The following is a 21,682-nucleotide window of genomic DNA, read 5'->3' on the forward strand; positions in this document are numbered from 1 at the left end:
CATGCCGAGGGGCAACTGAATCACCATCGTGCAGCCCGTGGGATCACAAGCGATTCAGTCAGGCTGGAAACCGCTCTGGGAGCGCGAAAGCGGGAGGGCGGCATGAGCGGGCGCGAGACCGCGATCGCTGCGCTGCACAGCCGGCTCGTCGCATCGCTGGCCGCCAGGAACCCGCCGCCGCTGGTGCTGCGGGGCGAGACCACCCCGCAGCGCATCCCTACCGGCGGACTGGTCGTGGTTCGCGACGGCGAGACGGTCGAGGAGACGCCGATCCTCTCGCCACTCGCCTGGCAGATCGAGCATCGCGCCGAGATCGAGATCACCGTCGCCGGCACCGCGCCCGCTGCGCGCAACACCCTGCTCGACGCGCTGCTGGTGGATGTCGCCGCAGCAATCACCGCCAACCGCACCCTCGGCGGCGCCGTCGAATGGGCACAGCCCGGCAGCGCGTCCTTCGAGGATGTCGAGTTCGAGGGCGCTGCCGCGGCTCGCGCCGCCGCCGTCCCCGTCAGCCTCTGGTTCACACCGTCGCCGGCTCGCCGCTGGCCTGATCCCCCTCCAGGAGAAAGCCCATGCCCCGTGCCATCGGCGCGAATTGCCGCCTGCTCATGCTGCCCGAAACCATCTACGGCACCGCGCCTGGCAGCAACTGGCGGCGCATGCCGTTCCTGTCTTGCGACCTCGGCGCCGAGCAGCAGCTGCTCGATGCCGATGTCATCGGGGTCGGCAGCAACCGCGATCCGGCCGCGCCCTTTCTCGACACGGTGACGGTCGCCGGCCAGGCGGTGGTGCCGGTCGATCTGATCAACATCGGCCACTGGCTGCGGCTGCTGCTCGGCGCGCCGACCACCACCGGCACCACCAACTTCATCCACACCTTCGGCTCGGGCGCGGCCACGCTGCCGAGCAATGCGATGGAGATCGGCTATCCCGATGTCCCGTCCTTCGACGTCTGCACCGGCGTGCGCGCCGACACGCTGGAGATGGACTTCACGCCCACTGGCGCGGCGACCGCGACCTTCGGTCTAATGGGCCAGGGCTCGGCGCGCACCGGCGCCACGTCGGGCGGCACGCCGACCAGCGCCGCCTACACCGCCTTCAACAAGGCGCAGGGGTCCATCACCCGCAGCGGCTCGGCTCTGGCGCAGGTGACCGGCGCGCGGCTCACCTATGCCAACGGCATGGAAGCCGTGCGCACCATCCGCGCCGATCGCCGCGTGGAGGGCGTGGATCCCGGCATTGCCCGCTGCACCGGCCAGATCACCGTGCGCTTCGAGAACACGACGCTGCTGGCCCAGGCGCAGGCCGGCACCTCGGCGGAATTCGCCCTGGCCTTCACCATCGATGCCAACCGCAGCCTGACCGTCACGCTGCACGAGGTCTACTTGGCGCTGGCCAAGACGCCAATCGAAGGGCCGGCCGGGGTGGAGGCCAGTTTCGATTTCCGCGCCGCCTTCAACGCGACGGCGACGCGGATGATGACCGCAGTGCTGCGCAACCAGCAGGCGGCCGCGGAGTATGCGTGAGGCCCGCCGCCCGCGAGAAGGCCGGCTATGGCCGAGAAGGGGACGTCTCTGATAGTGGCGGCCATGCGGCTCAAGAGCCCCAAAAAGACGTCAGTCGAGTTGGGCTTGAACCTTGGCTACCGTTGCCCGTAGCTCGGCCGAATCTAGTCCACCGCGCTCGTCGTCGACGGACGTGAATAGGTTTCGACCAAGGGTGAAGCCATTAGCTTCGTACCACTGCCGCTTCCACTCCCAACCTTTGCGATAGTCCTCCCTTTGCATCATTCCGAGATGCTCCCATACGACCAGGTCGCCATCAGCCGTAACAAACGAGAAATCGGGACGAAGTCGGCCTTGCTCGGCTTCACCTTCGAGCACGCGCTCATACTCGTAATCGACGCCCGACCGGAAGAGCATATTGGCGATCACCAGCTCGGACTTGCTGCGGACGAGATGTCCCTTCTCTGTACGATGTATCAAGTTTTCAGCGTATGGAACCTCAGCCTCGCTGCGTCGTAGCACACCCTGGAAAAGGTTCGTGTTGCGGCGAGCAGTTTCTGATTTTTCAGGTCGAGTATAGTCGAAGATGAGCGAGGCGTTGTCGCCTTCGACGAGCAGCACGAGCTGGCGCCGCGAGCGAGTGAGGGCAGTGTATAGAAGCTCCCGCGATAGCGGGCGGCAGTTCTTTGGTAATATGACGAAGATCTTTTGGAACTCGCTGCCTTGGGACTTGTGGACAGTGATCGCATAGGCGAGTTCCAACGGCCCGGAACCACCTGGGAAGTCGCGGCTGTTGTAGCCGAATGTGAGGTTCGGGCGGCCCGCGAAGAGTGTGTTTAGCCATGGCGCCTTGCCACCAGCGACGAGCCCAACCTCACCGTTGGCAACGTAGTGCTTGCCGGATTCCTTGCCATCGTAGGCGCCACGCCACTGGTTCGCGACCTGGATCACTTTGTCCCGAATGACGATGCTCTCATCGCCGAGGCTCACCACCCAAGGGTCTTCCGCTGCTTTGAGTTCGCGGGCGCGAAATCTGCGCTGCGTCCAACGATTCAAATCATGAACACCGTATGGGTGCAGCCGCACAGGCGAGAGAATTTGCCATCGCTCCGAGCCGCTAGGATCATCGAACGGAACCCACCCTTTGTCATCAATGCCCAGCGAGGTATTGAAGCCTGCGGTATCCAGCGGACTTACAAGCCCAAGATGCTTCTGGAATGCCTCGCCTAGGCGGGCTCGCAAATCTTCGGCGGTCTGCCAAAAAACGATGTCGAGGTCGTTGAACGGCCGGCCCAATTCAAGATCACTGAGGACGCGATCTGCATCGACTGGCTGAGGCTCGCGCGTGAACCACGACGCGAGACGGAGCGTGTCGGACGGATCGTCGGCGCCAGCCACGGCACGCACCTCGACCGTAAGTCGCGCAAGAGCGTCGGCCAACGCCACGCCTGTCTCATCTTTTGCGGTGCTGGTCTCGAGGAATGAAGTCAAATCTGCAAACGGTCGCCCAACGCCGATCGGCGGCAACTGGTTGGGGTCGCCCACGAGGATGATACGCTGGACGTGTGCGAGATCGAGTGCCTCAAAGACGGCGACTAGATCGTCCATCGTGAGCATCGAGCACTCGTCGATGACCACGGTTCGCTCCTTGCGATGCTTCTCCTCCCCAGTGAAACGCGCACGTTGACGCGACCCATCATAACGACCGAGTTCATTGAGAAACTGCGCGACCGTTTTCGCCTCACCTCGAGCGGCCTTACCCAGCCTGACGCGCGCCTTACCTGTCGGGGCTAGCAGCAGAATCCCGCCACGCGCGAGCTCGTCATTTAGCAGCAACGCTCCCATGACCGAGGTCTTGCCCGTTCCTGCCCGTCCGACGAGCGCCGTGAGACGCCGACCCGTGATACGCTGAAGCGCAGTCGCCTGCTCCTCGATCGCGAGAGCGTGCCGTGCATTGTTCTGATCGTAAGTCCCCCCCGCATTCTCGATTGCTTCAACAAGTAGTGCCTTCCAATCCTCGACAATCGGGCTCGCCGAACGTCCTGCGCGCTTCGTCATCAAGGAACGCAGCCGATCCTCACGCGACTTCAGATCCGACAACTGAAGTGCCGTAGTCGGGGGTGCGTCTGCCTCCCCGCTGAGTACGTCGACAATTTCGATGACGCCGGTGAGACCAGTGGCATTCGCCGCGGGCCAGTCAGATCCGATCATGCAAGGGTGAGCAAGATCAATCGTCGCCACCTTATCGAGCGCTTCTGTAGCGCTAAGCAGGGCGTCTCCATTCTCCGCAGCGCGCCGCAATACCGCAACGATCGCAGCGCGGAAGCGTCGGGGGTCGTTGCTCGACGTAATTCGCGAAGCGATCGGCAGCGGGTGCTTGGCGGCGATAGTCGCATCCGGCAGCATGCCTCTGTCGATTACGCCGACTGAGATCGCCGTCTCTCTGGCATCGCCAAGGTCGACCTCTCCAATCCGATAAGGATTCGCAAGTATCTCAGCGTCCGTCACGGGCGTCGTAGTCGCTGATCTGCGCTTGGCAGGGTCGAACCAACGTAGAGCCTGACCCGGTGTCAGCGACATGCGCGACAAGAGCACAAGAAGCGCCCGCCGCTCATCTGTCAGATTAATCCAAGTGGCCCGAACCGCCTCCAGGTCGGAAACATAGGCCTCCTGCGGTGGCTTCCGCTCACCTCGAAGGAGGGCGTCGACGATCGGCCATGGATCCTCATCGCTGCCGATGGCGCCCGTGGCGAGCAACTCAAGGCTAAGCGCGGTGCCGAGACGCATCCCCATAGCCTCAAGCGCCGAACCAAGCCCAGGAAAGGCCCCTCGGTCAGTCCATGCCAGCCCGATTTGGGTGTTCAGCCATTCCTCGCGGCGCTCCCAAGGACCTTTGGCGATGCCGTGCGACCGGATCTTTCGAACCGCGTCAAGGCAACGGATCAGCGTCGACAGGGCGACGTCTGTAGGCGCCAGTTCCGCCGCAAAGGAGAAGATCCTCATATGAGATGGATCGACCGACACGGCGATTTCATCCAAGAGCCCCCGCCGCCGATTGTCCTCATCGGCATCGCCCGTCGGCTCGAGATACTCATGATAGGGCAAAAGAAAGCCGTCCGATCCATCCGCCCGGATCGAGTGGCGCAGCAGACGATCCCACATCGGATAGGTTGGGTGACCCGGCTGCGCGTCATATTGCTTCGTAGGCGCTATCGTCTCGACACGGCCGACACCAATGATGAGCCTGGAGATGGTGTCTCCGAGCGGCTGGCCCTCCTTGCAATAGAAAAAGACAAGCGACCGCTTTGGTTCAATTCGACTGAAGACGAGGTCAACAAGTGCTGTTTGCCTAGCGCGGCCGAACACCCAAGGGCTGGCGAACGGTGACTTCTCATCAGGCGGTAGCGGGGTGGGAAGCTTCTCATCAATTGCTTGTTGTTCGCTCCTTAGCAGCCAGTTGAAGGGTACCGCGAATGCCGAATATTCTGGTACTTTGACGATCGTCGGCTTAAGGCCCCCGTGCGTTTCAGCAGCTTTCTTGATTGTAGAATAAGGATGCTCAAACCGACGTACCCAGGGCCGCTCGTTCATAAATGCGCCAGATTCCGCTTTGCAGGGCGGAAGTTGTTCGGGTGTGAGTTCGTCCCAGCTGACACCGGCGATCTGATCCAGTGCGGCGTCGTCCTTTTCTTCGCGTATCCGATCAAGCGCGACACAAAAGGAATTCGACGACGGCGCTGGGCAAACCCGCCCATTCCACTTTGAGCCGTGCCACGCCACCCGCATCGTAAGATGAAACACTACGCCTCCGCCTCGCTGTCACTCTCAGCTTACTGACGAGCAGTTTCCAGCGGAAGTCCCGCGTCCTAACCGGGCTTGCCTCCACGGGCGGTACAGGCCTGAGCGGACCAGCGCGAAGAATCATCGAAATGGAGACCTCCATGCTCACCCTCGACCTCCCGGTCGAGCCGTACTGGCTCGACCTGCCGCGCGGCGTCCGCGTGGAAATCCGCCCCGTCACCACCGCCGTCATGGCCGCTGCCCAGGCGGGCTCTGCCCGCCGTCTCGGCGCGCTGCGCGCCGCGGAGACCGACCTCGACCCCGACATGGCGCGCGGCCTGGCCTTCGCCTTCCTGGTCAAGGCGCTGGCCCGTCACGCCGTCACCGCCTGGGAGGGCGTCGGCGACGCCACCGGCAAGCCGCTGCCGCTCTCGCTCGAGGCGGTCGAGCGCCTGATGGACATGGACGAAATGGCCGCCGCCTTTTGGGATCGCGCCACCGGCCCCGTCGCCGCCGTGGCCCTGGAGGGAAACGGCTAAGGGCTCGGGCCGAGTGGCGTTTCGGCCAGGGCCCTGACTACTGCCGCGGCTGCGCGGCCCTCGATCGCGATTGCGGCCTGGCCTGTCCCTACGCTGCCCACGCCCCGGCCAGCGTCGAGGGCGCTGCCGTCTGGGCGGCCGGCACCACCTGCGCAACGGCGACGATGACCGGCATCGATCTCGACATGCCGGCCGCACTTGCCACCGCGCGCGAGATGGGCGCCTCCGGCTGGGCGGCGGCCGAACTGCTGCTGGCCCTGCGCATGGGCCTCGCCGCAGGCAGCGCCGCGCGCCGCACCGATCCCCCCGGGTCCTGACCACCCCACCGACGCAGGAGGCGTGACGCATGGCTGACGCCACCCGCCGCGTCTCGGTTCGGCTGTCGCTGGACGATGCCGCCCGGGTCAAGCAGGAGCTGCGCGAGGTCGGTGAGACCGGCCAGCGCTCCCTGGAGCGCATCCAGGGCGGCGCCGATCGCGCCTCCCGCGCGCTCGACCTGCTGGACGTCGCCGTCCGCGGCGTGCAGATCGCCGGCCTCGCCGCCGGGCTGCGCGCCGTGGTGGTGGCGGGTGATGCGCTCACCCAGTCCATGGGCCGGCTCAACACCGCGCTGGGCTCGGTAGAGCGTGCCGGCGAGATCTACGACCGCCTCTATCGCGACAGCCTGCAAACCGGCGTCGCAGTGCGCGAGAGCGTGGACGCCTTCGCGCGCTTCTCGATCGCCGCGCGGGAGATCGGCGCCACCTCCGACCAGGTCGCTACCCTGGTCGGAGGCCTGCAGCGCATCGCCATCGCTTCCGGCGCGTCGCAGCAGGAGATCGCGTCGTCCACGCAGCAGCTTGCCCAGGCTCTGGCCTCGGGCACGCTGCAGGGCGATGAGCTGCGCTCCATCCTGGAGGGCCTGCCCACCCTGGCGCAGGCGCTGGCGCGCGAACTCGGCGTCTCCATCGGCGAACTGCGCAAGCTCGGCTCCGAGGGCAAGCTCACCGCCGACACGGTGTTTCCGGCCCTGCTGCGCGCCGTCGAGCGGCTGAATGGCGAGTTCGAGCGCGCCCCGCTGTCTGTCGGCCGCGCCTTCGGGCAGCTGACGGCCGCTGCCGACCAGTTCCTCGCCCGTCTCGACCAGGCCATCGGCCTGTCCAACGCCCTGGCCCGTGCCCTGTCCGGCGCTGCGCGCGTGCTGGACGGCGTGCGCCGCGGTTCCGGTCTGCTGCTGCCCTCCGAGCAGGAGGCCGACCGTCGCGCCCAGGCCGAGGCGCTGCGCGCCCAGATCGCCCGCCTCGAGGCGGAGAGCGAGGGGCAGAGCCTGCGCTCCCAGCCCCGGCGAGGCAGCATCCGCGGTGGCCTGGTCGGCGCTGCCCAGCAGCAGGCCGGCGTCGATCGCGCCGGTCGCCTGGAGGAGCTGCGGCGCCAGTATGCGGAGCTTCAGGAGGAGATTACCCGAGGCGAGGTAGCCGCCGGCGATCGCCAGCGCATTGAGCAGGAAACCGCCGCCACCCAGGCGGCAGACGCGCGCCGGCGCCGCGCCGCCGCGGATGCCGAGGAACTGCGCAAGGCGCTGGACGACCGCTTCCGGATCAACAGCGAGTACGAGGACCGCACCCGCCGCCTGCGCGAGGCTGAGGCCGCGGGCGGCATCACCGCCGCCGATCGCAGCCGCCTCGCGACGCTCGCGCTGCAGGAGCGTGACGAGGCGCTGCGGCGGCTGGAGCCGCGCGTCGCCGCCGTCCGCCGCGCCAGCAATGAGGGCGCCCGCGAGGCGCGCGAGGCCGAGCGCGAGGTCAACGACATCCTCCGCGAGCGCGAGCGGCTGATCGAGCAGAACGAAAGCGCCTACGAGCGGTACGGGCGCCGGCTGGAACGCCTCTCTGATCTGGCACAACGCTCCGAACGCATCGGCAGGCCGTTACCCGACGCGACGATCCAGCGCGAGGCCGAGCGCGCCATGGAGGATCTGGAACACGCCGAGAACCGCGTCGAGGCCGCCGCAGGGCGCACTTCCGACACCGTCCGCGACCTCGGCCTGACTTTCAGCAGCGCCTTTGAGGACGCCATCGTCAGGGGTGAGAAGCTGTCGAAGGTGATGCAGGGACTGCTGCAGGACATCGCCCGCGTCATCGCCCGCCGCACCATCACCGAGCCGCTAGGCAATGCCGTCTCGGCCGGACTGACCGGGCTTGGCGCCGGGAGCTGGCTGGACAGCATCGGCTCCTGGGTCGGCGGGCTGTTCCGGGCCGAGGGCGGGCCGGTCGCCGCCGGCCAGCCCTATGTCGTCGGCGAGCGTGGGCCCGAATGGTTCGTGCCGAATCGCGCCGGCACGGTGCTGCCCAACGGCACAGCCCCCGGTGGCGGGACCACAATCCAGACCAGCATCACCATCGACGCACGCGGCGCCGATGCCGGCGTCGAGGCACGGCTGCGGATGCTGTCCGGCCAGATTGCCCGGCAGTCCTCGGCGATGACGCTAGACGCCATCCGCCGCGGTGGCGCGGCTTACAAGACCGTGCGTGGGTAGAGGGGGGCGAGGATGACCGAATACCCCTGGCCCACGGTGCTGCGCCCCAGCCGCCTCAGCTTCTACCTCCAGCACAACACCCTTCGCTTTGCCTCGCCGATCACGCGCGTGACACAGGTGATGCGGCGCGAGGGCGCGCGCTGGATGGCGGAGGCGACCTTTGACCCGCTGGACCGGGTTCGCGCTGGCGTGCTGGAGGGGCTGCTGGCGGCGCTGGCCGGCTCGGTGAACACGGTGCGCATCTGGGATTGGCGGCGGGAATACCGCACCGGCGATCCGCGCAGCCAGGGCGATGTGCCGACCGGGCCCTATTCCTTCAGCGACGCGACCATCTTTACGGACGGGACCGGCCTGGTGGTGGGCTCCGGTAATCCGGCGCTGGCAGCCGGTGCGGCCCGCGGGGCGCTGGCGATCCAGACCCAGGGCTGGTGGCCGAGCACGGTCGCGGTCGGCGCTGGCGACTATTTCGGCCTGAACGGCCGGCTCTACATGACGACCGCGGCGGTGACTGCCTCCGGCACCGGGACCGCCACCATTCCGATTGCTCCACCCCTGCGCACTGCGGCCGCGGTGTCGGAGCCGCTGGTGCTCACCCAGCCCACCGTGGCCATGCGGCTGATCTCCGATGACGAGGCGATCAACCCGACCCGTCCCGGCCGCTTCACCGCGATCACTATCCGCCTGGAGGAAGCGCTCTGATGTCCGGCATCACCGCCACGCCGCGGCTGTCGCTCCAGGCCGCAGCGGCCGCGACCGCGCCGGTCGCCACACCGATCATCCTGGTCGACCTCGACTTCGCCTCCGGCCCCTTTCGCGCCTGGACCGGGCTCGGCCAGTTGGCCTGGGCGGGGATGGTGTTCGAGGGCGTGGGCTCGCTCGGCGCCGTCGGCGAGATCGAGGAGACCACCGAGATCCGTGCCGTGCGGCTCACCCTGACCCTGTCGCCGGTGCCGCAGGAGGTGGTGGACATCGCGCTCGCGGAGCGGAGCTTCCGGCTGCGCACCGCCCGGCTCTGGGGCGGCCTGCTCGATGCTGAGGGCGCCTTCGTCGCCGACCCGTTTCCGCTCTGGGCAGGGCTGATGGACACCATTGAGGTGGTGGACGGCGCCGAGTCGCGGGTCTCGCTCGCCTGCGAGGGCCGGCTGGTCGACCTCGAGCGCGCTGAGGTCCGGCGCTACACCGATGCCGATCAGCAGGCTGAATACCCGGGCGACCGCTTCTTCGAATACGTCCCGGCGCTGCAGGAGGCGCAGATCACCCTGCCGGCGTCGTGACCCGGCGCCCGGAATGGCCCCACCGGCTGGCGGCCCTGCTGTCGGCGGCAGAGGCGCGGCCGTTCGACGCCCGCCGCTGGAACTGTGCCCGATTTGCCCTGGCCGCTGTCGAGGCGGTGACCGGCAGCCGCCCCGTCGTCCGGGTACGGCCCTCCCTGGAAGCATCGGCCGACAGCGCCGGCTTCCCGCGGATCCCGCCGACCTTCACCCGGGCCGGTGACGTCGTGCTGGCCGGCGATCCCGCCCGGCTCGGCGTGGTCGTGGACGGCGGCCGCGCTGCCTTCGTCGGGCCGCGCGGGCTGCTGCGCCAGGCCGTCACCACCTGCACCACCGCCTGGAGGATTGGCTGATGCCGGCTGCCGTCCCCCTCGTCGCCGTCCTCGCCGGCGGCATCGCCTCGGCCGCGGTCGGCGGCGGCATCATCGGCGCGGTGGTCGCCGCCGGCGCGGCCTTCGTCGTCTCCTCCATCGGCCAGAGCATCTTCCCGGCCAAGCGGGCCTCCTCCACCGCCGCCGCCGCGGTGGCCGCGGACACGCTCACGAGCACGGCGGCCACCCGCACCCAGTCCTTCCGCCAAGCGATCACCGAGCACCAGATCGTCCTCGGTCGGGTCAAGGTCGGCGGACCCATCGTCTTCATCCATTCGGCGACCGACGATGCCGGGCGGGAGGATGGCTACTTCTATGCCGTGGTGGTGGTCGCGTCGCATCGGGTGCGTGCTATCGGCGAGGTCACGCTCGGCGACAAGGTCGAGACCGATGCCAGCTTCGCCGGCTTGGTTCGGGTCGATCGGCACCTCGGCGATCCTGGCCAGGCGGCCAACGCCAACCTCGTCGTCGAGACCGGCGGCAAATGGACCAGCGCCCATCGCGGCCAGGGTCGGGCCTATATCGCTGTGCGCCTCAAGATCACCGCCGAGGCCTTCCCCTCCGGCCCGCCCAACATGGCGGCGATCGTCGAGGGCGCCGATACCATTCTCGACCCGCGCACAGGCGCCACCGGCTGGTCGGACAATCCGGCCCTCTGCCTCGCCTGGTACATCACCGCCAGCTTTGGCTGGCGCGCCGGCTGGGACGACATCGACATCCCCTGCCTAATCGCCGCGACCAATGTCTGCGACGAGGTCATGGGCCGGCGCGATGGCACTGCGGAGCGGCGCTACACCTGCAACGGCACCCTCTCGCTCGCCGAGGGCAAGATCGCCATCACCGAAAAGCTCGTCGCCGCCATGGCCGGGGCGCTGGTGGTCTCGGGCGGGCGGTTCTTCATCCATGCCGGTGGGCCGGCGCTGCCGGTGGCGACGCTCACCTCCGACGACCTGCGCGGCGACGTGACGATCCAGGGCAGCCGGGCACGGCGCGATCTCTTCAACGGGGTGCGCGCCGTCTATGTCGAGCCGTCCGCCAATTGGCAGCCGACCGACGCCCCGCCGCTGCTGGCCAGCAACTACGTCGCCGAGGATGGCGGCGAGGCGATCTACACCGACCTCGAATTTCCACTCACCACCTCGGTCTCGACCGTCCAGCGCCTGATGAAGGTGGCACTGGAGCGAAACCGCCGGCAGCGCACCGTGGCCTTCCCGGCCAAGCTTTCCGCCTTGCGGCTGCGACCCTGGGAGGGGGCGACGGTGGCACTCGACCGGTTGGTGCCCTTCCCGGCACGGATCACCGGCTGGAGCCTAGCCCAGGATGGCGGCGTCGATCTGGTGCTGGCGGAGGAGGACAGCGCGGTCTGGGACTGGAACCCCGCCGTGGACGAGCGCGCGACCGGTGACAGCCCCTCCGTTGTGCTGCCCAACCCGGGGCGCATCGCCGCACCCGCCAGCATCACGGTCGGCACACCGGTCACCAGCAGCTTCGCCGCCCTGGCGGTCTCCTGGTCACCGGTCGGCTCCGCCTATCTCGCCGGCTACGAGGTGGAGTTCCTGCCCGCCTCGGTTGCCGTGTGGCAGGGCTACGGGGCGGGGTTCGGCGCCACCGCGGCGAGTATCCCCACCGCCGAGCCGACCGCCTTCCGTGCGCGCGCCGTGGCCCGCAGTGGCGCGGTGTCAGGGTGGCGCACCGCCCCCATTCCGGCCGCCGTCTCGGCGCCGACGGCCACTGGCATCACCGGCGGCGTACGGTTGTCCGGCGGGTTCCCCGCCGATGCGGTGCGCCTGCAGGTGTTCGAGGCCAGCAGCGCCAGCCTCGCCGCCGCCACCAAGCTCGCCACCGAGCCGGCCAGCCTGTTCTGGGACCGCACCGGCCTCACCGCGGGCCAGACGCGCTGGTACTGGCTCCGCAGCGTCTCCGCCGAGGGAAGCGTCTCGGCCTTCGCCTGCCCGGTCACCGCCACCGCACTTTGATTGGAGGCCCGCCATGCCGGCCCGCATCGATGACCTGCTGGTCCTCAACGCCAACCTCAACAAGACCGACTTCGCCAAGTACCTGCGCGACCGCGAGGCAGTGCTGCCGACCGACTTCGGCGGCCTCGGCGACGGCGTGGCCAACGACCGGGCAGCGATCCAGTCCTGCTTCGACCGCGCCGCGGCGGATGGGAAATTCGCTGTCATCCCGCCCGGCACCTGGAACGTCGGCAGCGGCGTCACGCTCGGCGGTGGCGCCCGCGGCCTGATCATGCGCGGCGTGATTCGCTACACCGGCGCGGCCAACGCCCCGGCCACCGTGCTGACGCTCGGCGACGGCGGTACGACCCGCAACGGCGAGAAGCTCTATGCCGGGCTGCAGGTGATCCGGCAGACGCAGTCCGACTGGGCCTCCGAGGCCGACATCGGCATCCTGGTCCGGAACATTGACGCCTCGGTGGTGGAGCTGCGGCTGGTGTCCGGGTTCACCATCGGCATGCGCACGCTGGGCGATGGCCGCGGCGTGGAGGACAGCACGCTTCACCTGCTGCGCATCCTGAACAACCGCTACGGCCTCGACATCCGCGCCGAGACGGCAACGGCCTGGAACACCTCCATCCGCTACTACGGCGGGCACTTCGCCTGTGCCACCGGGATCAACCCGACGATCGACCGCTACGGCATCCGGTTCTCGCGCGGCGCCGGTGGCTACAACAACCACAACCGGCACGTCTTCGACGGGCCGAATTTCGAGCTGCGCCAGCTCGACCCGAACGTCGCCATCCCCTTTCTGAACGAGACGGACGGCACCGCCATCATCGGCCGCGCGCTGCGCATGGAGGCCTGCTCGCCGATCGTCGCACGGCACACCGGCAGTGCCACCGACTGCGAGTACGAGGTGGCCTGGGCCAACACCTATGCCGTTCGGATGGACTACACCTCGACCGCGGACCGCGCCGGCAACGCGGTGATCAACCGCCACCGCGCGCCGGCATCCCGGCTGCTGCGGGTGCTGGAGGCGGTGCCGAACCTCCGCGCCGCGGCCTTCCGGCAGAGCGCCACCGAAATCGGCGTGGACAGGCTGGCGACGCTGGCCACCTCGACCACGGCCGCAACCACGCTGGCAGGGCTGTGCTTTAACGGCCTGGACGGGATTGCGGCGACCGCACGCGGGCTGCTGCTGGATGCCAACCGCGGCCTGGCCTTCGTGGTGGATACCTCCTCTGCCAAGGAGTTCGCGCTGGCGCATTGGCTGGTTGGTGGCGCCGATGGCGGGCGCCTCTTCGTCCGGGTCTTCGATGGCGCGGCCAACGTGCGGGAGAACATCGCCGGCGATGTGCTGGCCTCCGGCACCACCATGCAGTGGAACGCGCCGGCAAAGGGCTGGAACGCCGGCGCGGTGATGGCCGACGCCTCGCTGAACCGGCGGCAGACGGTCCGGATCGGTGCGGGCGTCGCCTTCGCGCAGGTGGGGATCGTGGGCTTCGATGGGCAGATCGAGGTCGAGGCGCTGCGGCTGTTCGGGCTGCCGGAGGCGGCGCCGGCGGTGCTCTACGCCTGCCCCGCGGTGCCGATCGGGACGCGCAGCCTGGCGCTGGAGACCACCTGGGACCTGCCAAGCCTCACGGCCGGCTCGACGGCGAACATCGACGTGACTGTGCCGGGTGCGCGGCGCGGCGACTTCGCGGACGCCTCGCTCGACACCAGCAGCATCGCCTTCGTGCTCGACTGCCATGTTTGGTCGAACAACAGCGTGCGCGTCACAGCACGAAATGTCAGTGCGTCGACGGTGGACCTCGCCGCGGCACCGCTGTCGGCGCAGGTGGTGAAGCGGCGGGTGCCATAAAGGCCTGAAGGTACGGTCTGTACCCATCAGCAGTGCGCCGGTTGCTGCCCGATCCTGGTCGCGCTCCAGCTGGACCAAGCACTATCTCGACACTCGAGCAATCTGTGCCAAATCAGAAAGATAAATTCTGACCATCGTCTCCCTCCGGCGGTCAAATCGAAAATCCGCTCGCCATAGCGTCGACGAGCGGGCGCTGTAGCGCCGTCGCCCGTGGCACCGGCTCTAGATGCGCAAGCGGTCGTCTCACGTCCCGGATGGCCGCGGCGAGCCTGCGATGCACGCCACTCACGCCCGCCGTGTTGACCAGCCGATGGGCCAGCGGTCCGATATCGACATCGAGCGGATCACACGCCAAGCCTGTCACCGCATCGCAAACACCGACGAGCAGTGACGCATACCGCGCAGCCAACTCCGCGCGGATCTGTTCTACCACGGGGAAGAGGACTTCGACTTGCGCCCGCCAGATGCGGCGGCGTATCTCACGCCCATCACCGCAGGCGGCGAGCAGAGCTGCATGGGACAGCACGATGCCGTCCCGACGGTGCTGGCTGCCAAGCTCCCAACGACATAGCGTTCGACCTTCCCATGTTCTGTCGCCAGCCATCCGCAACAGCAACGGCAGCGGGTTGAACGCCGCTTCTGGCCCAGCCTCCGCAAGGCGCTCTGCAAGCTCAGGACACCACGCAGCGATCTCCCGGGTCAGTACGACGCAGAGCTCTCGCTCGAGAGCCGACAGATCTCGATGGCTCCATAGTTCCGCAGAATAAAGATGCATGTCGAGGCGCGTGACGGGATCCCGCCATTGGAGAACTGGCGCCGCGCCGATCGCAGCCGCCTCCACGGGGCAGGCAGCGTCCAGGACAAGCAGCAACCGTGGGGCGCCACCCTTGGCGCGTGTTGCATGATAGTGGCGCTTGAAGAACCGCACCCAGATCCGCGAGACATTTTCGGTGCTGGCGCGCACGACGATGATAGGTTCCGCATGCATCTCGGCGCAGCCGTCTAGCGATTGCTCCGGACTCAACCCAAGCGTCTCGCGCAGCAGCGCCTCCGGTGCACCCGTATCTGCAGTCACCTCGGCGAGATCATGGATAACGCGATGCGGCGGCAGCATGACAAAGAGCGCTTCTACCAGCTCCGGCGCCCATGGCGGAACTAGGAGGACAACGCTCTCGCCACTGAGAAGCAGGTCGCGAATCTGTCCCAGAAGGCGCCGTGGACCAGGTAGCAACCAAAAACGATCACGCATCAGGGGGACGGCTGTGCGAGCAGACGTGCGACCAGCGAATTAAGCTGGTAGCGGCCGGGCACCGTCCCTTCTGTCACACCAAGCCAATCGGCCCAGTCGAGCGCGCGCACGGCCTCGTCGCGCGGAAGCGCAGCCTCAGCGGCAACGAGATCGGCGTCGAAGTCTTCGCCGTCTCGCAGCAGCAGCGCCATGGTGCGAAGCGCGCGATGCGGCGAGCCGGGCCAGTCGCCGAGCGGCATGCGGTCGCCGTGCGTCAGCAGCCCGACGCAAAGCGCGTTTAGATCATCGCTGGCTCCTGGCGGCGCGCTAGCGAGCAGTTCGAGTGCCGCGCCGAAACCGCCGGAAGCGTCGCGGAGCCGGGCACGCCCCACATCGTCGCGCCCTCCCGCCAAGCCCGCCTCTTCGGCCCATCGCCGTAATGTCTCGCCGGGCCAGGGCAGCAGCGAGATTTCGCGAACACGCGGTGCCGCTTGGCCGACAGCACGCCGCGCTGCGTCGCGCCAGTCCCAAGCCGCCTTTGCATCAGCTGGGAACACAATTCGTAGATGCTTGTCCCGCTCCCGGCGCTCGGCGAGGAGGCCAGCCGCGATGATCGGGATGTTTGACGACCACCTTGTGTCGGGGTGAACCAGCACGACTGTCACACCGGTTGGAGCGTTGCGGAAGCTTTCCTGGATCACCCGGCGCAGCGCGACCTCGTCCAGAATGCTCGTTGTGGAAGGTAGAGGAACAACGCGGGCTCCCTGCGCCGGACACGCTTGTTCCAGCGCCTCAGACAGCCGCTCGATTCCCGCCAGTTCGAGCCCTCCAACTACGACCGCGCCGTGCTCGCGCGTGAAGACAACACCCTCGTCGTCCATCGACAGCGGCGATCGTCGCGGATCCGTCTCGTCGTCACCCAACCGGCGACGGAACGTCCCTGGAGCGTAGGGAGTCGGGGCAGGGCGTCCAATGAACGCGACCAACGCGTCGGAAATCGCGCCTCTGTCGCCGAGCAGCGGCCGGAGGCTTGGGCTGCGCAGGACGAAGCCGCCCGAGCGGGTCTCTGCCAGCACGCCCAGGCCAACCATCTCCTCAAGCAGCGTGCGCACGACCGGCGGTTGGGGGCCGTCAGGGAATCCGTCTGGCCAGTATTCCTGAGCCTGCTCAATGAACCAGCTTGGCTCGAAGCCCCCGATCAAGCGAGGCTCGCTCGGCTCGTCGAGTGCACGTTGGGCGAGGCAGAGCGCAAAAAGGTGATAACGTGGGTCGAGACCGAGGGTGCGCAGGAAACGGTCCTGCAGGAGCTTGCGAAGGTCCCTATCGTCCAGCACTTCGCGCAACTCGGCCTCCGCGATCGCGTGGGGCGGCACGCGCTCTCGCCGGTCCAAGGCATCAAGTAGCTTCTCGCAGATCAGCTGAATGAGGCTCGGGTAGTAGTTCGCGCGGGCCAGTATCGCCATTGGCAGGTCGGGCGGATCGAAGGTGAAACCGCGTGCCGACAAGGGCTCGGTCACGAGCCGCCAAGCTTCACGCGCCTCCTCGCGGCCGTGCAGAGGACCGATGCACACGGGCACACCGAGATGGGCGAGCGGCGTGTTCACGTGGTGGGAGGCACGCTGCACATTATGCAGCCCAGTGAAGACGACTTTGAATCGCTGTTCCGTGTTGTCCATCAGCCCCTTCATCAGGCGGAGCTGCTGGAAGTCAGTCTTGCCATCGGCTTCAACAAAGGTGTCGGCTTCATCGAGCAACACAAGGATGCGGCCCTTGCCGCCGCGGTCCTTCAGCCATTTCTCCACCCCGGTGCGGAGCTGTGGGACGCCGAGGGTCGCCTCCCTAATTCCGCGCGCTCCGAGCTGCCGGCCGATCTCTTCCCAAACCGTTGTTAGCGGCCGCCCTCCATCGGGATCAATGCCGAGGCCGTTTAGATCGATCCAGAAGGTGATTCTGTCATCAAGCTTGCGATGCGACCGCTCGATCTCCCGGAGCAGGGCCGTCTTACCGAGCTGGCGGCCGCCATAGACGAGGCAAGCACCTGATGGTGCTTCGATCTCGCGGCGCTCCTCATGGCGGCCTACGAAGAGCTCTGGCGGCAATGTAATCCCTGGCCGAGTGATATAGGGTCTGAGGCCAGACCACGGCAGCGCGCACTTGAAGAAATCGCCGAGGCGCGGCGCTGGCCTCGTCGCGAGAAAAAGCAGCAGCAGCTCGTCGAGGACAACAACGGGTCGCTGCTTGGGCCGTAGAGCCTTGAGTAGCCCACGACGCACTGCAATAGGGAGTGGCCGGGCACAGAGGACGATCAGCGCCGTGTCCGGACCGATCGCCGCGCTCTCGATACGACGCAGCAGCGCTTCCGGCGGTGATGGCAATTGGTCGAATGTAAGGACTTCGTACCGCCCTGCGGCGCTCGTGCCAAAATGGTGGATCGGGCAATCCGTCGAACTGTCGAATGGCGCAGCGAACAAGCGGTAGTGGGGGATGGTTCCTACCTGCTGGATCGGTGCTTCCTCACGAAAGCCGAGGAAACGCAGGACGGTGCGTGCCTCTTCTTTAGCGAAGCCGCCTCGTGCTTGCGCATCGCGCCAAGCTGCAAGGACGGATCGCACCGTCGCAGGATCCCACCCGACTTCACGGTCAACGAACGGCTCGAGATGCGTCCTGATAAGATCTTCGGTGGCCGGCTTTTGGCTTAGAAGACCCGCAGGAGGCGGCGACAGCTTCCGCAGAAAGGCATGAAAGTCCTCGAGTGGCAATCTCGTATTCGAGTCAGGCCCAAGCGGAGGTAGGCCTTGCTCCATCCTCCTGACGTGTTCGTCGGCACGCTCAAGGTCCGCCGAGGCAATAGCTCGCCGGACGACATCCATCGCTCCTGGATCCTGGTGCTCTCTGCCAACGACACGTTCCAGCCTGTCACGTAGACTAGACGCGAAAGACTCCTCGCCGGCCACGAGCGCAGCCTCCACCTTGTCGAGCACGGTACCGGCGTCGCCGAGGTCCGCCGCATCGATTGCCGAGACTGCGCTAAGCTGCTCCTCAACCTCGCGCCCCAACTCGGCAGCAAGTAGGTCTAACGCACGGTCGCGTTCGAGGCGACGCTGCAACTCACGTCGCCGAGCTCCGATCCTGCGTCGCCCCGCCTCGAGTTGCGCCGCACACTCGTCACGGCAATCCTGAACCGCATCTGCTGACGCGCCGCTGCCTTCAAGGAGGGCGAGTGCTATCTCGCTCGCGGCCGCCTCGCCGCGCCCAGTTCGAATACGAGCTACCGCAGCATAGTCCGCTGGTACGGCCAGTAATTCTTGGAGGCGCGCGGGCGGTGGCAACGCCTGTCGAGGTTCCAGCCGGGCGTCGACCTCGATTTCGGAGCAGCCGATCAGGGGTGCCAACAGCTCTATATGGATGGAGCGGGCCTGGACCGGCTCAGCCACTAGCCGTTCGTATAGACATTCGAGAGCGAAGGCGGCGATCTTGCCCGCGGGCGAGACGTCACATCGCGCATCGTCACGAGCGTTGGTCACCGCGCTTATGAGGGTCTGAAACCGCGCCAGCAGCCGTTGATGGTTCGTACTTCCCTCCCCGAGCAGTGCGGCCGCTTCGGAGAGCAATTCGGCAGCCTGCGCCGCGCTATTGTTTAGCCAGCGGGCTCCGGCGCTCTGGATGGGTTTGAGGGTGCTCAAGTGACCCCGGAGTTCCGCGTCTCCGGCCTCAATCTGCGCCTGCACAAAGTCGGCGTTGTTCCAGTCCCGCGCGGCCACGGCAGCGGCGGATGTTGAAAGCGTGCCATCGGCGAGAGATTTGATGAGCCGGCCCAGCGCTCCGTCATCAGCCAGCCAAGCAATCCAGATATGAACGGCAGGACGGTAATCCGTGGTCTTCAAGCGGCCAGCCTCGAGCCACCGGCCAGCCGCAGCGCGGAAAGCAGATAGCCTCGCCTCATGCGAGTGGTGCCCACGAAGCGCTTCGAGCATCGGTCCGCGTAACTCTGTGCCGGCCCGCACGCGTTCAGCGACGACGGCGAGCAATGTGCTGGCAGCTGGCGGAAGACCTCCGTCATTTACGACATTCAGCAGATTATGACCGGCTTGCTGTGAGACCAAGGCACACGGAATGAGTAGCGCAAGATTGGCCCTTGTCGGTGAGCGACCGGCTGCTAGCGCAGCGGCAATCGCCGCATCGATGTCCTTGCCGCCATCTTCATCACCCCCGAGTAGCGCATCGGCAAGTAGGAAGGCACGCACTGCGGCAGCGGAAGGCAACGCTTCGTCAACCTCGCCTGCATCCTCGTATGCCCGCAGAATCCAATAGGTGCGGCAAAGATCCCCTACCGATGCGCAGCCCACAATCGGCGCGGGCCCTCGGCCAGGCGATTCGGTCTCGTCTCGTCGCAATGTCTCGTCGGGCCGTGACTCTGTGCCGCCTGCAAAGGGATCCTCCTCCCGCGGCGATGTCTCGGCCACAGCGCTTTGGGCATTGGCATCTCGGCCGCCAGAGCCCGCGACAATCGCAGGCACGTCCGTCGCCTGCTGATTAGTCGGAGCCGCGACCTCTTCCCCTCGAATTTTGGTGCCGACGCCAGCGGCGGGGGGCGAACTCGCGACGGAGGCAACCGGCGACGTGTGTTCAGGGTCGCCAAGCTCGGCTTCAGGCTCAGGCTCAGGCTCAGGCTCAGGCTCACCGGCGGACGGCTCTTCGCCCAGCCCAAGACAAACAATCTCGCCCGCTTCGACAGGCTCTCTGGTGGCAATTCCGACATCTGGAACAGCCTGTCCCGGCAACGCCCCGAGCAGCGAGGCTAGCTCATCCTCGATCTTCCGAAGGGCTTCCTTGGCACCTTGGCGCGCCACCTCTGCCCTTGGTCCCGCCGTACCCAGGTCGGACCAACGCTTTTCAATATAGGCCGCGTCCAGCACGGCCGTCGCGGAGTCCCGATCCTTGATTCGCTCGGAGGCGGCGTCTGCGAGTTCCAATAACCGCTCGATATCCGCAGGCCCGACATCAATCGCTAGGCGCTTGGCCAGATCAGCCTGGGTGTTTCCGATTGCGCAGAGTAGGCCCAGGTCAGCCAAGCGCCGAGCAAGATCCTCTACGTGTTCCCGCCAGTGCTGAGCGCGCGCGGTTTCCTCGATAGCGAGCGCAGCTTCCAGCTCGGCCGAGAGTCGGGCCAGTGCGGTTACGGTGACGAGGCTAGGCATCGTTCCGTCGCAAAATGCCGGCAGCAAGCGTGCGATCTCGTCGCGCAAACGTTGCGGATCTGGTGCTGCTGGCACCACAGCCATATCAACAGCGGCCCTGGGCGCGGTTTCCTCATGCACAACCTGCGTGACGTCGTCAAACTCTGCTGCGAGCAGGGGATCGGCATCAAGAAGGCTGCGCAAACATTCCAGCGGATCGGGCGCGTCCAAAGCTGCAGCCCAGGCGATGAGAGCCGCTTCGGATCGAAAGTCCTTTTGCATGAGAGCTATCGCAGAGGCGACCGGCTCGCGCGGCAGAATCAGGCGCTCGGGACGCGGCAAGCCTCCCATACGGCTTTCGACATGCTGCCGCACGGCGCGCGGAAGCTGCAACTGGTCCCGCTTGCCATTAAGCCCGAAACCCTCCCGCACCGAACGAGCGTAGAACTGAACCCCCGTGACTGTGCGGAGCAGCTGGAGGAGGTGGGCGCCGTAATCTGGGTCGTCCTGATCCACCGCCGGCCAGAGATGCGGCCCCACATCCACCAGCACGTCACTAAGCTTGCGCCGTAGCGCCCTGTTACGGTCGAGGCCCACTATCCGAAATAGCAGGTCTGATGTTAGGGCACGCGGCCGCGGCAGCCATACCGCCTCGCTGTATCCCTCGGAGTTCGTTGCGTTATTCAAAGGGAGAGCAGCCGTTTAATGTGTGCTCCCCACACGATGCAGTGATTGGCCAAATTGTGCAATGCAATCCGTGTAATCTTACGGCCTGAATGGTGCTTGATGGCTAGCCCTACCTTGCCCTCACGGGACATCTTGGTACTGCGCGGGCTCTGGCCCGCCCCGAAGAACCCATCCAGGTCCTCTCTCCAAGGCTCCAGCCTTGAAACCGTTTGTATCCGGGAGCACTCCCTCCGCCAGTTCCCATACGAATAACATCCTCAGCTCGACCAACCGCCGCGTGAGTGATGACTTTCCGGCGCAAGTCTACTGATCATCCCCGCTTAGAATGCCCGAAAATCCATTCCAAGCCTGCTGACCAAAGAAAATTCGCAAACCGTTTCCTATTCCTGGAAATAATGGATGGCATTGACTTTATATTGAGTGTCCTAGCTGGTCACATCGGGTAAAGGCGGACAATAGGATTGCCGCCATCGTCTACTCGAAAAATGGCGGCGGCTGTGCATGTAAGGTAATGCTAAGTCCAGCGGCGGCCAAAGACAGGTGCTCATCGCCACCCTTCCACGAACACCGCCGCAACAAGTCGGTAAACCGCGTGGTCGGGGCAATGGGCCGTATGTGCAATCAGGCCTGCCATCTCATTGCTGCAGCCGCTCTGCCGAGCTTTCGGCTTAGATTTAAAGCGGCCGGCCCACTGATCATTAAAACGCGGTTGGCCAGCAACAAAACGACAAAATGCTCGCACCAGCTTGATGCGAGCAAATCTTTTTGTGTCGACAGGCAACCCAAA

The 21,682-nt window shown here is 66.5% G+C and carries 12 protein-coding genes; 9 read left to right on the forward strand and 3 right to left on the reverse strand.

Features of this window, described 5'->3' with window-relative positions:
* Nucleotides 1-608: 608 nt before the first annotated feature.
* Nucleotides 609-1,526, forward strand: a complete 918-nt coding sequence (locus AC0IW9_RS27745) for a phage tail tube protein (RefSeq protein ID WP_471651559.1) — start codon at nucleotides 609-611, stop codon at nucleotides 1,524-1,526.
* A 90-nt stretch (nucleotides 1,527-1,616) separates the two neighbouring features.
* Here the strand turns inward: AC0IW9_RS27745 and AC0IW9_RS27750 are convergent, their stop codons facing one another.
* Nucleotides 1,617-5,306 carry an AAA family ATPase gene (locus AC0IW9_RS27750; protein ID WP_471651542.1) on the reverse strand — a complete coding sequence of 1,230 codons (3,690 nt, stop codon included), beginning with the start codon at nucleotides 5,304-5,306 and terminating at the stop codon, nucleotides 1,617-1,619.
* Nucleotides 5,307-5,446: 140 nt separating this feature from the next.
* On the opposite strand from AC0IW9_RS27750, the gene AC0IW9_RS27755 reads away from it, so the two are divergent.
* The 8 genes from AC0IW9_RS27755 to AC0IW9_RS27790 all read left to right on the forward strand — a co-directional run bounded on the left by AC0IW9_RS27755 (nucleotide 5,447) and on the right by AC0IW9_RS27790 (nucleotide 13,803).
* A complete protein-coding gene (locus AC0IW9_RS27755) occupies nucleotides 5,447-5,824 on the forward strand; it encodes a hypothetical protein (RefSeq protein WP_471651543.1) in 378 nt (125 codons plus the stop codon).
* Between the two features lie 164 nt (nucleotides 5,825-5,988).
* On the forward strand, nucleotides 5,989-6,141 hold the full coding sequence (locus tag AC0IW9_RS27760) for a hypothetical protein (protein ID WP_471651544.1): 153 nt from the start codon (nucleotides 5,989-5,991) through the stop codon (nucleotides 6,139-6,141).
* 29 nt (nucleotides 6,142-6,170) lie between these two features.
* On the forward strand, nucleotides 6,171-8,339 hold the full coding sequence (locus tag AC0IW9_RS27765) for a tape measure protein (RefSeq protein WP_471651545.1): 2,169 nt from the start codon (nucleotides 6,171-6,173) through the stop codon (nucleotides 8,337-8,339).
* Nucleotides 8,340-8,351: 12 nt separating this feature from the next.
* The gene (locus AC0IW9_RS27770; protein ID WP_471651546.1) at nucleotides 8,352-9,038 is read left to right on the forward strand and encodes a hypothetical protein; all 687 of its coding nucleotides are present in this window, start codon (nucleotides 8,352-8,354) and stop codon (nucleotides 9,036-9,038) included.
* Nucleotides 9,038-9,613, forward strand: a complete 576-nt coding sequence (locus AC0IW9_RS27775; RefSeq protein WP_471651547.1) for a hypothetical protein — start codon at nucleotides 9,038-9,040, stop codon at nucleotides 9,611-9,613. The genes AC0IW9_RS27770 and AC0IW9_RS27775 overlap by 1 nt, the downstream gene beginning before the upstream one ends.
* Complete coding sequence (locus tag AC0IW9_RS27780; protein ID WP_471651548.1) at nucleotides 9,610-9,963, forward strand: DUF6950 family protein; 354 nt, start codon at nucleotides 9,610-9,612, stop codon at nucleotides 9,961-9,963. Before AC0IW9_RS27775 ends, AC0IW9_RS27780 begins: the two co-directional genes overlap by 4 nt.
* Nucleotides 9,963-11,957: a phage tail protein gene (locus tag AC0IW9_RS27785; protein WP_471651549.1), complete on the forward strand. Its 1,995-nt coding sequence runs from the start codon at nucleotides 9,963-9,965 to the stop codon at nucleotides 11,955-11,957. The genes AC0IW9_RS27780 and AC0IW9_RS27785 overlap by 1 nt, the downstream gene beginning before the upstream one ends.
* A gap of 13 nt (nucleotides 11,958-11,970) precedes the next feature.
* Complete coding sequence (locus AC0IW9_RS27790) at nucleotides 11,971-13,803, forward strand: hypothetical protein (RefSeq protein ID WP_471651550.1); 1,833 nt, start codon at nucleotides 11,971-11,973, stop codon at nucleotides 13,801-13,803.
* Nucleotides 13,804-13,954: 151 nt separating this feature from the next.
* Here AC0IW9_RS27790 and AC0IW9_RS27795 read toward each other — a convergent pair whose 3' ends face one another.
* Complete coding sequence (locus AC0IW9_RS27795; protein WP_471651551.1) at nucleotides 13,955-14,917, reverse strand: hypothetical protein; 963 nt, start codon at nucleotides 14,915-14,917, stop codon at nucleotides 13,955-13,957.
* A gap of 134 nt (nucleotides 14,918-15,051) precedes the next feature.
* Nucleotides 15,052-20,760, reverse strand: coding sequence for an AAA family ATPase (locus AC0IW9_RS27800; RefSeq protein WP_471651552.1), 5,709 nt, complete (start codon nucleotides 20,758-20,760; stop codon nucleotides 15,052-15,054).
* Nucleotides 20,761-21,682 lie beyond the last annotated feature (922 nt).

It is taken from the genome of Belnapia sp. AC561, assembly GCF_979252845.1.

Excerpts from the sequence above, each read along its gene's own strand:
- AC0IW9_RS27745 (WP_471651559.1), top strand. The coding sequence starts at position 609 with ATGCTGCCCGAAACCATCTACGGCACCGCGCCTGGCAGCAACTGGCGG.
- AC0IW9_RS27755 (WP_471651543.1), top strand. The coding sequence starts at position 5,447 with ATGCTCACCCTCGACCTCCCGGTCGAGCCGTACTGGCTCGACCTGCCG.
- AC0IW9_RS27760 (WP_471651544.1), top strand. The coding sequence starts at position 5,989 with ATGACCGGCATCGATCTCGACATGCCGGCCGCACTTGCCACCGCGCGC.
- AC0IW9_RS27765 (WP_471651545.1), top strand. The coding sequence starts at position 6,171 with ATGGCTGACGCCACCCGCCGCGTCTCGGTTCGGCTGTCGCTGGACGAT.
- AC0IW9_RS27770 (WP_471651546.1), top strand. The coding sequence starts at position 8,352 with ATGACCGAATACCCCTGGCCCACGGTGCTGCGCCCCAGCCGCCTCAGC.
- AC0IW9_RS27775 (WP_471651547.1), top strand. The coding sequence starts at position 9,038 with ATGTCCGGCATCACCGCCACGCCGCGGCTGTCGCTCCAGGCCGCAGCG.
- AC0IW9_RS27785 (WP_471651549.1), top strand. The coding sequence starts at position 9,963 with ATGCCGGCTGCCGTCCCCCTCGTCGCCGTCCTCGCCGGCGGCATCGCC.
- AC0IW9_RS27790 (WP_471651550.1), top strand. The coding sequence starts at position 11,971 with ATGCCGGCCCGCATCGATGACCTGCTGGTCCTCAACGCCAACCTCAAC.
- AC0IW9_RS27795 (WP_471651551.1), bottom strand. The coding sequence starts at position 14,917 with ATGCTGCCGCCGCATCGCGTTATCCATGATCTCGCCGAGGTGACTGCA.